General features: G+C 73.2%; 10 protein-coding genes. 2 read left to right on the top strand and 8 right to left on the bottom strand.

Translation table 11 applies throughout. From position 1 onward, the window contains the following. Positions 1–17: 17 nt before the first annotated feature. Positions 18–284, top strand: coding sequence for a 30S ribosomal protein S20 (rpsT, locus tag MQN93_RS08475; RefSeq protein WP_016435293.1), 267 nt, complete (start codon positions 18–20; stop codon positions 282–284). A 204-nt stretch (positions 285–488) separates the two neighbouring features. On the opposite strand, the gene MQN93_RS08470 is transcribed toward rpsT, so the two are convergent. The 4 genes from MQN93_RS08470 to MQN93_RS08455 all read right to left on the bottom strand — a co-directional run bounded on the left by MQN93_RS08470 (position 489) and on the right by MQN93_RS08455 (position 5,437). After that, a complete protein-coding gene (locus tag MQN93_RS08470; RefSeq protein ID WP_242708976.1) occupies positions 489–1,316 on the bottom strand; it encodes a 4'-phosphopantetheinyl transferase family protein in 828 nt (275 codons plus the stop codon). Further along, positions 1,313–3,334 (bottom strand): acyl-CoA dehydrogenase family protein, encoded by a 2,022-nt coding sequence (locus tag MQN93_RS08465; protein ID WP_242708975.1) that lies wholly within the window; start codon positions 3,332–3,334, stop codon positions 1,313–1,315. Before MQN93_RS08465 ends, MQN93_RS08470 begins: the two co-directional genes overlap by 4 nt. After that, a complete protein-coding gene (locus MQN93_RS08460) occupies positions 3,331–5,055 on the bottom strand; it encodes a fatty acyl-AMP ligase (protein ID WP_242708974.1) in 1,725 nt (574 codons plus the stop codon). The genes MQN93_RS08465 and MQN93_RS08460 overlap by 4 nt, the downstream gene beginning before the upstream one ends. An 88-nt stretch (positions 5,056–5,143) precedes the next feature. After that, the gene (locus MQN93_RS08455; protein ID WP_037782436.1) at positions 5,144–5,437 is read right to left on the bottom strand and encodes a DUF6059 family protein; all 294 of its coding nucleotides are present in this window, start codon (positions 5,435–5,437) and stop codon (positions 5,144–5,146) included. A 242-nt stretch (positions 5,438–5,679) separates the two neighbouring features. Between MQN93_RS08455 and MQN93_RS08450 the strand changes: the two genes are divergently transcribed. Further along, the gene (locus MQN93_RS08450) at positions 5,680–6,291 is read left to right on the top strand and encodes a response regulator transcription factor (protein ID WP_016435288.1); all 612 of its coding nucleotides are present in this window, start codon (positions 5,680–5,682) and stop codon (positions 6,289–6,291) included. Positions 6,292–6,359: 68 nt separating this feature from the next. Here MQN93_RS08450 and MQN93_RS08445 read toward each other — a convergent pair whose 3' ends face one another. Genes MQN93_RS08445 through MQN93_RS08430 form a run of 4 tightly spaced genes read right to left on the bottom strand, consistent with a single transcriptional unit; the run spans position 6,360 to position 11,972 of the window. Next, the gene (locus MQN93_RS08445; RefSeq protein ID WP_242708973.1) at positions 6,360–8,732 is read right to left on the bottom strand and encodes a sensor histidine kinase; all 2,373 of its coding nucleotides are present in this window, start codon (positions 8,730–8,732) and stop codon (positions 6,360–6,362) included. A gap of 52 nt (positions 8,733–8,784) precedes the next feature. Beyond that, complete coding sequence (locus tag MQN93_RS08440) at positions 8,785–9,462, bottom strand: hypothetical protein (RefSeq protein ID WP_242708972.1); 678 nt, start codon at positions 9,460–9,462, stop codon at positions 8,785–8,787. A gap of 42 nt (positions 9,463–9,504) precedes the next feature. Then, positions 9,505–11,805 (bottom strand): TOMM precursor leader peptide-binding protein, encoded by a 2,301-nt coding sequence (locus tag MQN93_RS08435; protein ID WP_242708971.1) that lies wholly within the window; start codon positions 11,803–11,805, stop codon positions 9,505–9,507. Then, positions 11,805–11,972: a hypothetical protein gene (locus MQN93_RS08430; protein WP_242708970.1), complete on the bottom strand. Its 168-nt coding sequence runs from the start codon at positions 11,970–11,972 to the stop codon at positions 11,805–11,807. Before MQN93_RS08430 ends, MQN93_RS08435 begins: the two co-directional genes overlap by 1 nt. Positions 11,973–12,165: the final 193 nt, after the last annotated feature.

The following is a 12,165-nucleotide window of genomic DNA, read 5'->3' as shown; positions in this document are numbered from 1 at the left end:
CTGAAAAGGCTCAATCAGTGGCGAACATCAAGTCCCAGATCAAGCGGATCAAGACCAACGAGAAGGCCCGGCAGCGCAACAAGGCCGTCAAGTCCTCTCTGAAGACCGCGATCCGCAAGGCCCGTGAGGCCGCTGCCGCGGGTGACCGCGAGAAGGCCGTCGAGTACCAGCGCGCTGCCGCGCGTCAGCTCGACAAGGCCGTCTCCAAGGGCGTCATCCACAAGAACCAGGCCGCCAACAAGAAGTCGGCGCTTGCTCACAAGGTCGCGTCCATCGAGGGCTGACATCTCTTCGATCTGACCGCCGGAAGTCCCAGAGCGGGCCCTCTCTCATCCGCTCCCGACCGGCACCTCCGGAGCACGCGCGGCCTGCGTTCGCCACGCGGGCGTGCTCCACCGAGCATGATCCGAAGGCCCCGCCTCTCGTCCCCTTCCCCAGGGGGCGGGGCGGGGCCTTCGTCGTACGAACGGTGCACTCGGGCATTGTTCTCAGCGGGCGGCGCGGCCCACCAGGTCGACGACCTCGCCGAGGAAGCCCTCGTCGAGCATGGTGGAGACCGCCGTGTCGCCCTCGTCGCCGTAGCCCGCGTCGTGGCAGGCGACGCCGACGAGGTGACCGCCGGACAGCTCGAAGGTGGCGAAGGACCACTCGCCGTGCGAGGCGGGGGCGCCCTGCGGGGTGAGCAGGGTGGAGTGGCCGGCGTCGAAGCCGAACTGGGTGAAGCCCATCCGCATGCCCTGCCCGAGCGCCTTGGTGTACGCCTCCTTCAGCACCCAGGTGTGCACGAGGTCGTGCTGCAGCTCCTTCGGGGACAGGGCGGCGAGGCGGCGGCGCTCGTCCGGGGTGCACAGATGGCGCTCGACCGCCGAGTACTGGATACGGCGGTCGGCCCGCTCGGTGTCGACGCCGATCCGGCCGCGCCGGTTCAGGCCCACCACGAGCAGGTCGCCGGTGTGGCTGAGGCTGACCTCGATCTGGTCGCAGCCGCGCAGATACGGCCGCCCGCCTGCCTTGGAGGCGAGTTCCACGGCGTCCGGCGGGGTCTGCAGGGCGGCCCCCGCCGTGTACTTCAGCAGCAGCCGGGAGGCCGCGAAGCGGTCCCGGGCCTGCGGGTCGGTCAGGGCGTGCAGCCGCTGCCAGTCGCGGGGGCCGAGCAGCGGACGCAGCGTGGGGTCGGCCAGCGTCGCCGGCAGCCAGTCGCGCCATTCCGCGTGCACGACGACATGCCCGTGCCAGGCCATGGACTGCCGCACCCGACTCCAGGGACTGCCCGGCCCGGGCATGAGCAGCGGGGGTGCTACGGCGGGACTGTTCATGGGGTACCTGCTTCCGCCAGGGGTGCGTTGGTCAGGTCGAAGCTGTGGCCGGTGGTGAAGCGGGTCAGTAGTTCGTCCGTGACGTGGTCGACGCAGGGGGTGGGGAGGGAGGGGAGGGTGAGGCCGAGGCGGCGGCCCAGGCGGTGCAGGGCCAGGGCCAGCCAGGCGGGGTCGGCGAGGAAGCCGTCGGAGTGCTGTTCCCAGGTGGCGAGGGCGGCGCCGGCCACGCTGAGGACGGCGTGGCGGTCGGCGAGGGCGGGCATGACGGGGCTGGTGAGTGCCGCTCGGTCGCCTGGTTCGACGGCGCGGCAGCTGTCTCGTAGGTCGAGCAGGGCGTTGCGGAAGGCGGTGGCCAGGGTGCGCAGGATGTCGCCGTACGGGCCCGGTGTGCCGTTCTCGGTGAGGCGGGTGGTGGCGGCGTCGAGCGCGGCGGCCAGGAAGTCGCCGCCGCCGGCCACTTGCAGGGCCGCCAGGTCCAGTGCGGGGACGCGCGCGTCGGGGGCGAACAGCGCGGGCGGGGGCTCGGGTTCCGTGGTCCAGGAAGCGCGGGCCAGCAGCGGGAGTTGGGGGATGACGACGGCCTGGCAGGAGGCGGTGCCGGCATGGCCGAGGCCTGCGGCGGGCAGGTCGCGCAGCAGCTTGGAGAGCATGCCCTGGTCGGTGTCGCGGCGGTAGCCGCCCGCGCCGAGAACGGTGGCGAGCTCCTCCAGGTCGTCGCGGAGCAGGTCCGGTACGAGGTACTTGAGCCCCGCGGCGGCCAGATGGGCGCTGTGCGGCAGCAGGGACAGGGCGCGCAGTACGGCGGTGGCGCAGCTGTCACCGGCGAGCAGATCGGCGAACACGCCCGCCAGGACGCCGCGTTGACGCTTCTTGAGGGTGCCGGCGGCGAGCGCGGTGCGTACGGCGGAGCGCAGCACGGTGTCGACGGAGGCGATCACCGCGCCGGTGATGAGGGTCCGGTTGAGCTGGAAGGTGCGCAGGGCCAGGCGCACACCGCTGCCCTCCGCGCCGACCAGGGCGTCGCTCGGCACCCGGCAGTCCTCGAACTCGTACCCGGCGAAACGGCAGCCGCGCATGCCGGTGGTGGGGCGCCGGGGCAGCAGCCGCAGCCCGTTGTCGCGCAGCCGGTCCGGGTCGAGCAGGAGCACGGAGTGGGCGGCGGGGCCGGGTGCCGGGTCGGTGCGGACGTGGGCGACGACCGCGCCCGCCCGCTCGGCGTTGATGACGACATCCTTTCGGCCGCGCAGCAGATAGTCCTCCCCGTGCGGCATCGCGTCGACCTCGCCGCGGAGCATGGCGGTGCCGTGGGCGAGGGAGCGGTGCACGATGGCGGCCCGGCCGCCGGAGGCGAGCAGCCGGGCGACCGAGGCGCGCTGTTCCTCGGACCCGGCGGCGAAGACGGGGGCCGCGGCGAACAGGGACGTGATGCCGTAGCCGAACCCGAGCGCGATGTCACGCCGGAAGACCGGCCGCAGCATCCGCACCAGCCCGTCGGCGTCATGCAGACGCCCGCCGAGAAAAACGGGCACCAGCTCCGCCCCGAACCCCTCCCCCTCCAGCAACTCCTCGGCCTGCGCCAGGAGTTCACCATCCGAATCGGCACCCAACAGTGCCCGAAAGCCGACCGGATTCACAGGATCCCCGGGATCCCCGAACAGCCGCTCCAGGCGTGCGGCCCGGACGCGGACGTCGGGGTGGGCGGCGGGAGCAGCCTCCCGGCGGGTGGTCTCGGTGACGGTCGCGGCGTGGGCGGACGGGGGCTCGGACGTGTTCGCGGGGTGACCAGGGTCTCCGAACCGTTGCTCCAGTCGTACGGGGCGGCGGCGGGTGTCCGGGTGGGCCGCTGGGGCGAGGGTGCCGGGAGTGGCCACCGGGCGGGCCGCGGGGGTGGGGGTGTCGGGAGCGGCCACCACGCGCGCGGCGCCGCGCCCGGTCGTCGGGTTTGGCGCCGGAGCAGCCTCCCGGTGGGCGGTCGCGGCGTGGGCGGGGGCGGGTCCGGCTGGGGTGTGCGGGGTCATGGGGATTGGCCTTCTTGCGGTGGCTCGGTGTGCAGTGGGCGGAGGTCGCCGCGTAGGTACATTTCGCGCATCAGGGAGCGGCGGACCTTGCCGCTGGTGGTGCGGCGGACGGTGCCGGGGCGGACCAGGAGCACCCGGCCGGTCTCGGCGCCGAACTCGCCGTGCAGGCAGCCGCGCACCCGGTCGGCGAGGTCGGCCAGCTGGCGCGGGCTCCAGCCGGCGCCGTGGACCTCCTGTATGGCGACGATCTCCTCCTGCATGGCGCGTTCGGCGGGCGCGGCCAGCACCACCGCCGAGCCGAACGGCGCACCGGAGCGGGCGAGTTGGCGTTCCGCCTCCTGCGGGTGCAGGGTGCGCCCGTCGACGAGGAGGGCGTCCTTGATCCGGCCGGTGACGTACAACTCCCCCTCCAGCAGGGCGCCGAGGTCCCCGGTGCGCAGGAAGCCGGTCTCGCCGGAGCCGGTGGTGGCGCCGAAGACGGTGGCGGTCTCCCCGGGCCTGCGCCAGTACCCGGCAGCGACGGCAGCGCCGCGGACCCAGATCTCCCCCACCGAACCGTCCGGCAGGACCGCCGAGTTCACCGGGTCGACGATCCGCACGGTGACCGAGGCGGGTCGGCCGCAGCCGACGAGGGTGCGGACCGGTCCGCCCGGCTCCGGTGGGGCGAGCAGGCCGCGCTCCAGTGCGTTCGCGGCGACGGTGGTGGCCGTCGACTCCTCGCCCGGGCGGCCCACGCTGACCAGCAGGGTCGCCTCGGCGAGGCCGTACCCCGTGAGCAGGGCCCCGGGCCGCAGTCCCGCGGCGGCGAAACGGTTGGCGAAGGCGGAACGCGTGACCGCGGAGACGGGTTCGGAGGCGTTGACGGCGACGGCCAGCCGGCCGAGGTCGAGGTCCGCGAGGTCGGCGTCGGTGACGGCGGCCAGGCAGCGGGCGTAGGCGGAGTCCGGTGCGGCGGTGACGGTGACGCCGTGCCGGGACACCTCCCGCAGCCAGCGCAGCGGGTCGGCGGCGTACAGCTCCCCGGGCATCAGGACGGCGGTGGCGCCGAGCCAGAGCGGGTGCAGCAACTGGCCGACCAGGCCCAGGTCGTGGTGGAGCGGCAGCCAGCCGCCGATGCGTGCGGTGCGGTCGGTGCCCAGGGCCCGTCTGAGGGCCTCCATCGTGGCGAGCAGATTGGCATGCGTGACCCGCACACCGCGTGGGCCGGCGGTGCTGCCCGAGGTGTACTGGATCAGCGCGGTGTCGTCCGCCTGCACGCGGGGCGGCGCCCAACTCCCCTCCGCCTCAGGCAGGTTGTCGACGGCGAGGCACACCACCGCCCCCCGGCCCGCCTCCGAGAGTCTGCGGGAGAACTCGGGTGCGTGCGCGGAGTGCGTGAGCAGCAGCGGGGCGTCGGTCTCCGCGGCGATGGCGGCGGTGCGCTCGGCGGCGGCCCGTGAGGTGTCCGGCGGGGGGACGGGCACGGCGACGGCACCGGCGTACAGACAGCCGAGCAGGGCCGCCACCGTGTCCACCCCGCCGCCGGTGGCGACCAGCACCGGGGCGCCCGCGGCGCCGCGGGCGTCCAGTGCGGCGGCCACGGTGCGGGCGCGGGCGTCCAGTTCGGCGTAGCGGTGGCCGGTGGTCCGGCCCGCCGGGTCCGGGCAGAGCAGAGCGGTGTCCCCGGCGCTCCTGGCGAACCGTTCCGCCAGAGCGTGTGTGAAGCTCCTCGCTGGTGTCATCCCTCTGCTCCCCTGGCTCGGCACGGATGTCCGTCCACCCCACTCTCCGCGCCGGCACTACACGGGCGCTCGAAGATCAACTGTGCTGTCACCTCCGGAATCCGGGCGTCCCGTCCAGCAACTCCTGCAACAGGACCTGCTCCTGCGGGCTGAGCGGGATGTCGGGGCGCAGACGTTCCGGATGACCGGGCGGCGGACCGTCGGCGTCCGTCGAGACCATCAGCCGGAAGCCGTCGTCCAGCCCGCAGAGCCGGGCACGGGTGCCGTCGGCCGCCCTCAGGTACAGATCCACTCCCCCGTGCACCATGAGCGCCTCCGCGACGGGCCGCAGCAGGCGGCCGAGCCGACGGCGCCACTGGCCGGGATGTTTCCGCCGCGCCATGTCAGAGCGCACCTTTCGAGCCGCGCTGTCCATTCATCTCGGGTCGCCTCTCTCTCCACCCCGGGCCCCTTGGCGACCGGGCGGCTGGGAGGATGAGAGGGCAGGCTGGAGAAGTGCTGGAGCTTGCATGGAGAGACCGGGAAGACGGGTGTCGCGACGGGTCGGGATCAAGCCATCAGCTTTGGCCACGACTTACGGCATACTTGGCCGAGACTCATCAACCGAGGCGCCGGGGGGCCTAAGTGGTACGAGTTCTGATCGCCGAAGACATGCATATGCTGCGCAAGGCGCTGGTCTCGCTGATCCAGTTGGAGGCGGGCCTGGAGATCGTCGCGGAGCTGTCCTCCGGCTCGGACATCGTGCCGACGGCGCTCGCGATACGGCCGGATGTCGCCGTCCTGGACATCGACCTGCCCGGCACCGACGGCATCACCGCCGCGGCCGCCCTGCACACCGCCGTCCCGGACTGCCGGACGCTGATCCTGACCAGTCTCGGCAGACCCGGGAACCTGCGACGGGCGCTCGCCGCCCATGTCTCCGGCTTCCTGCCGAAGGACTCCGACCCGGACGCGCTGTGCGCCGCGATCCGCAAGGTCGCCTCCGGTGAGCGGGTCATCGACCCCGAACTGGCCCTCGCCACGCTGGACTCGGGGCCCTCGCCGCTGACCGACCGGGAGCAGGAGGTGCTGCAGCTGGCCGCTGAGGGGCATGAGCCGGCGCATATCGCCGGGCGCCTTCATCTGTCCTCGGGGACCGTGCGGAACTATCTGACGTCGGCGGTCACGAAGTTGAACGCGCGCAATCGGGTTGATGCGATTCGTATCGCGCGCGAGGCGGGGTGGTTGAACGCGTAGGGGTCGTTGTCGTCCGCGGGTTGGCTGTGGCTGGTCGCGCAGTTCCCCGCGCCCCCAGGGCACTCCCCTCACCCGGTGGTCTTCAGTTGCACCTCTGCTGTCAGTTCGAACCAGCCCTCGCGGCAGCGTTGGGCCGTCAGGCGGCCGCCGACCGCCTGGATGCGGGTGGAGAGGTTGCCGATGCCGCTGCCTCCGCCGTGGGAGTCGAGGACGGCTTTTCCGGTGCCGTCCGCTCCGTCGTTGACCAGTGAGAGGCGTACGGCGTCCGCCGTGCGCTCGGCGGTGATGCGGCACTGGCCGGCCTGGCTGTGGCGCAGGACGTTGGTCAGGCCCTCGCGGAGCAGGGTCGCGAGGACCGTGTCGACGTCGGCGGGCAACTCACCGCAGTCCAGCCGGACTTGGGCGCTGATGCCGACGCCGGCCAGCATGGCGGTGGCGTTCTCGGCCTCGGTGGTCAGGCTCATGCGGTGGGTGCCGCCCGCCACCACCCGTACGTCGGCCAGTGCTTGGCGGGCGATCTGCAGCACCTCGGTCAGTTCGGCCTGGGCTCGCACCGGCTTCACCGGCGCGAGCCTGCGCACCAGTTCGCACTTGAGGGTGATGGCGGAGAGGCTGAAGCCCAGCAGGTCGTGCAGGTCGCGGGCGAAGCGCAGCCGTTCGGTGATCACGGCGAGACGGGCGATCTCGGCCCGGGACCAGTGCAGTTCGGTCGCGAGCTGGGCCATGCGGGACAGCCCGAAGACGACGAGGGCGCAGATCACGTCGTACGCGGTCTCGTAGATGACGTCCTGGACGCCGTTGCCCACCGCGTACAGCGCGACATTGCAGCCGGCGATCGCGACGGCGGCGGCCGGCCAGGCGGCGGCCGCGGGCAGGGCGAGCAGGGCGGAGCCGGCGAGCAGGCCGGGGATGCCCACCCAGTGCCTGCCGAACAGCAGGTAGGGCACCAGCTGGAAGAGGGCCAGCAGGCCCAGCGCGACGTAGCGCGGCGTTCCGGCCCAGCGGGAGGCCCATGACATCCGCCAGTGGAACGATTCGGCGAGGTGGAGCACGACGATCATCAGCAGGCAGAACACGGCGCCGATGAGCCGGCCCGCCGGAAGGCCGTAGGAGGCCGTCACGACGCCGTAGGCCAGGAAGTAACCGGCCAGCACGGCCAGGGTGATCAGAGCGGCGGCGCGCGGCACCAGGTCGGCGTGGCCCACCTCGGGCGTGGGCGCGGGCGGGGACGCGGCGTCCGGTGTGCCGCGGTGTGCGGGCCGCGCGGCGGGCTCCGGGCCGGCCGGTTCGGTCAGCGGCACCGCCGCCTCGAGACGGAACCAGCCGTCGTCGCCCGCGGCGTGCGCGAGGGTGCCGCCGAGCGCCGCGAGCCGGCGTTCGAGGACGGTGAGCCCGCCGTCGGAGACCGTGCGCGCGACCCGGGCGGCCCGGCCCACTCCGTCGTTGGCGAGGGTGAGCCGCACGGTGCCGTCGTGCACCCCGGCGCCGATCACACAGCGCTCGGCCTTGCTGTGCCGCAGCATGTTGGTCAGGCCCTCGCGCAGCGCGGCGGCCAGGGCGGTGTCCACGGGCCCGGGCAGCGAGCCGCAGTCGAACTGCAGCTGGGTGCGGATGCCGGCGCCGGCGAGCATCGAGACGGCGGCGTCGGCCTCGCCGGACAGCGACATCTCGCGGTAGCCCCGGCTGACCGAGCGCACGTCGGCGAGGGCCTTGCGGGAGGTGCCGAGGATCTCGGCGAGTTCCTCCTGGGCCTTGGCGGGTGCGTCGGCGAGCAGGCGGTAGGCCAGTTCGCACTTGAGCGAGATCGCCGAGAGGCTGAAGCCGACGACGTCGTGCAGATCGCGGGCGAAGCGCAGCCGTTCGGCGGCGACGGCGAGCCGGGACAGTTCCTCGCGCGAACGGTGCAGCTGCCCGATCATGCCCGACATCCGGGACAGACCGATCACGATCAGCGGGATCAGCACCGACTCGACCCCGGCGTAGACGGCGTCGGCCCAGCGCGGCGCGTAGTGGTGGAAGACCGCGGTCTCCGCGGCCGCGCACAGCACGAACAGCGGCCAGCCGAGGGCGGCCGGGAACACCAGGACCGCGGAGGCCGTGAGGAAGACGATCATGCCTCCCCAGGCCACCCCGAACACCGCGATCGGGATGCAGGCGAGCAGGGCCTGGAGCACCCAGGTCGCGTACCGGTAGCGGGTCAGGAAGGGGAAGAGGCGGGGAAAGGAGTGGCTCAGCTGCAGCACCAGCATTCCGGCGAACCCGGAGAGGGAGGCGGCGAGTTCCCAGGCCGGCGGGTGCTCGGCCCAGACGTAGGAGCCGTCGATGACGAAGAAGCCGACCAGGACGGCCGCCGTGATGGCTATCGCCTTGCGCGGTGGAAGTTCCTGACTGCCGGCCGGGACGGATTCCCCGTCCTCGCGGCCGGCTGCGTTTGTGCTCAAAATTCCCCCATGGTCCACGGTGCGCGGTCACTGCAACGTTCCCGGCCCGGAATCATAAAGAATCTTCGTCCCTGATCAGTAGCACTTGTCCGGCCCTCACAGATCCGCCACCGGGTGCCGCACCCTCGGTGAGCAGTCCGGCGGCGGCCGCGTAGCAGCGTGCGGCGCGGGTGACGGCGGGTGGCGGGTGCGCCGGGGCTCCGCTGTCGCGGCCGCACAGCCGTTCCAGCAGCCGGTCCGCCTCGGGGCCGTGCAACTCGACGCGGTGCCGCAGCCGGTGGGCGTGCAGGACCGTCGTGCGCCCCTCGCGTCGTATCTCCACGTCGGCCGCGAGGCGTGCCCGGGGGGCCGGTTCGTCGGCCGTCGGGCGAAAGCGGGTCTCGGGGGCCATGGGCACCACGCTGAGGCACAGCGCGGCACCCGTGGCGAGATGGCGCACCACCACGTCCTGGAGGTCGTCGAGTACGGCGAGCAGATCCCGGGAGGCGTCGTCCCAGTGCTGCTCGGGCATCTCGTAGCCGGGGAAGCCGGGGATCACATTGGCCAGCGAGACCGGGCCGAGAAGCATGCGGCGCAGCGCCTCGCGGACGGCGGGGGCGGGCCGCGGGACGAACCGGCGGCCCCACGGCGTGCGCAGCGTGGCGCCGTCGCCGTCGAACCGGACGGTGACGTCCTCGCGCAGCGACCACAGCTCCGAGAGTTCTGGCGCCGCGAGCCGGTCGATGCGCATGTGGGTCCTTCCGATGGGTTGGGCAGGTGGTCCGGACGCGTTCTAGAGGAACAGCGGTATGGGGTTGAGGTCCTCGTAGCGGATCGGTGTGCTGCGTCTGCCCAGCCGCACCGGCACGTCGAACAGGCGCCCCGGGGCGAACCGGGCCCAGTGGGGGCGCAGTCCGGGCACCACGACCCGCACCACCGGCAGACCGACGTCGGGTCGGGTCTGGTCCAGGACGAGGAGTTCCATGCCGTGCGTGCGCAGGAGCTCCACGGCCGACTCGATGTCGTCGCGCAGGTCTTCGCGGTGGGTGTACGGGTGGGTGTCGGGCCCGGTGGGGGTCGAGCCGTCGGACAGCAGATAGGGGTGGGCGGCCACGGTGGCGGTGCGCAGCCAGTGGCCCACGTCCGGGTCGTCGGCGGCGCTGCCGGGTGCGGCGACGCCCTCGACGACGTGCGGCATCATCTGGTTGAGCTCGGTCAGGGCGCGGCGCAGCGCGATCCGTACGTCGAAGTGGGCGCCGAAGCCGAACATGATCTCCTCGCTCTCGCCGCGGGCCCGGTCGGTGCGCCGGGAGACCGCCGCCAGAACCGGGACTCCGAGGTCGGCGGTGAGGTCGAGGACCCAGACCTCGCGGTTCAACGCGGCGTGGGTGCGGCGCAGTTCGGTGATCCAGGGATCGTCGAAGGCGTCCAGGTCGACGGCGGGGTGGCGGGTGCGGTTGTACCACCACAGGGCCAGCGCGTCACGTTCGACCAGCTCCAGGAAGCCCTGCAGCACGGCGTCCTCCGAAGTGCCGCCCGCGGCGGTGCCGTTGGAGTTGGCCAGGCAGTACACCCGGCCCGGGGCCTGCGGGACGCCGTAGTAGAGCAGCGAGGTGGGCAGCAGCCTCTGCCGGCCCTCGGTCAGCGACCACAGCGGCGTCCAGCCGATCTCGGCGCTCTCGTCGAAGGGGTCGCACACGTACTGGAAGGGGCTGTGGCAGGCGTTCCAGTCCGTACGTCCGGTGTGCTGGCGCGGGTCGTAGAGCTGGACGGTGTCGGGGTGGACGGCGGCCGGGGCGAGGTCGCGGTAGCTGCCGGTGACGACGGCCTCGCCGCCCTCGAAGTGGCCGCAGTGGCGCTCCAGTGCCTCCGCGAAGGCGCCGACCTCGGCCTGCAGCGCGGTGGTGCCCTTGCCGCCGCAGCTGCTGCGCAGACCGGCCCTGAGACCGCCGAGGCCCTGTCCCGCGGCCGGGTTGGTGCCGGCGACGTAGGAGTGGAAGGACTCCGGGCCGCGTGGGTCGCGGCGTATTTCGCGCACCAGTCCGGTCACCGGATCGATGTGGTGGCCGTAGCGCTCCAGCAACTGCCGTGGGGTGAGGCTGCGGTGGCCGCCGCCGTCGGTGTCGTGCTTGATGCGGGAGCGCAGCACCACGGGGGCCTGCACCTGGACGGCCGTCATACCGGGTTCGCCGCAGGTGGGGCACTGGGGGCGGCGCCGTACCGGGTGGAGCGAGGCGCCGAGGCCCAGGCCGTCCAGGGTGCGCAGCGCGAGCTGGCTCGGGTGGCGGAAGCCGGAGAACCACTTGGCGGCCTCCAGCGCGGCGATCTGCAGGGCGGCGAGGCGGGCGGCGGGCAGCGCGCAGGAGGGGCGGGGCACCGGGCCCGAACGGCCCAGCATCCGCTGGACGTGCGCCTCCACCGGGCGGGTGCGCCACAGGCGTTCGGCCAGACAGGCCCAGCACGGCCCGTCCGGATCTCCGAAGAACGGTCCGATCCACTGCTCGGTGCCCTCGGTCCGCACGGGCAGCCAGCGCCGCCCGGCGGCCCGGTGCTCGGCGTCCACGACGGCGAGCGCGGGATCGAGGTAGTCGTCGCAGGCGACGACGGTCAGCGCGTCGGGCCCCGCCGCGCCGTGCGTCGTCGCCGCCGGGTCCGGGACCGTCAGGCCCGCCGCCCCCAGCGCGGCCGTCAGGTCCCGGACATCGGTGCTGCCGACCGAGACCGCCCGTACCAGACCGGTTCCGCGGCCCTCCGCCGCCGCGGAACCGTCCAGTCCGGCTGCTTCCCAGTACGCCTGCTCGGCGAGCTCCCCGGGGGCCGGGGCGTGGTCGCGGGCGACCAGCAGCCCCGCGCCGTCCAGGCGGCGCACGATCCGGGCGGCCTGTCCTTCGGGCAGGTCGTCCCCTGCGTCACGGGCGATCCCGTCCAGCGGGCGGGTGCCGTCGAGCAGGGGGGCGAGCCGGGCTATCTGCGCCCCGTGCAGGGCCGTCACCCGCTGGTCGGAGATCAGGTACACCGCTTCACCGGGCACCTGCTCGACCCGCAGGTGCGGCTTGAACCCCAGCAGCGGGGCGGCGGTCTCGGACGTGCCCATCAGGCCTGGTGCTGAGCGGCGTCGACGGCGGCGGGCAGCTGCGTGACACCGCAGAGGTGGGTCATCAGCGGTGCCTGGTGGGCGATGGCGCCCCGGCCGAACTCCTCGATGACCAGGTCGTCGTGGGCGGCGGTGATGACAAGCGTGTTCCCCTGCATGGTGTCCATCCCTCGGTGTGTGAGTGGGCTGAGTGGTTCCGGCCGGATCCGGCTGGGTCCTGCCGACACCGAGAACACTGCCGCCGGAATCCGCCCCTCCCCAGTGCCACGATCACCGGATGGGCATGAAACTTTCACATGCCGCCCAGGTACAGCCGCATGCCGGGTTCAGGAGTCCGGCACTGGCCCTGAGCTGGGGCCG

Origin of the sequence: Streptomyces spinosisporus (assembly GCF_022698145.1) — a bacterium.
GTDB classification, from domain to species: domain Bacteria; phylum Actinomycetota; class Actinomycetes; order Streptomycetales; family Streptomycetaceae; genus Streptomyces; species Streptomyces spinosisporus.
This window is presented reverse-complemented; position numbering and strand designations above follow the sequence as displayed.

Bases quoted from the DNA above. Each gene is read 5' to 3' on its own strand.
- MQN93_RS08470 (WP_242708976.1), bottom strand. From the start codon at position 1,316: ATGAACAGTCCCGCCGTAGCACCCCCGCTGCTCATGCCCGGGCCGGGC.
- MQN93_RS08465 (WP_242708975.1), bottom strand. From the start codon at position 3,334: ATGACCCCGCACACCCCAGCCGGACCCGCCCCCGCCCACGCCGCGACC.
- MQN93_RS08460 (WP_242708974.1), bottom strand. From the start codon at position 5,055: ATGACACCAGCGAGGAGCTTCACACACGCTCTGGCGGAACGGTTCGCC.
- MQN93_RS08455 (WP_037782436.1), bottom strand. From the start codon at position 5,437: ATGGCGCGGCGGAAACATCCCGGCCAGTGGCGCCGTCGGCTCGGCCGC.
- MQN93_RS08440 (WP_242708972.1), bottom strand. From the start codon at position 9,462: ATGCGCATCGACCGGCTCGCGGCGCCAGAACTCTCGGAGCTGTGGTCG.
- MQN93_RS08435 (WP_242708971.1), bottom strand. From the start codon at position 11,805: ATGGGCACGTCCGAGACCGCCGCCCCGCTGCTGGGGTTCAAGCCGCAC.
- MQN93_RS08430 (WP_242708970.1), bottom strand. From the start codon at position 11,972: ATGGACACCATGCAGGGGAACACGCTTGTCATCACCGCCGCCCACGAC.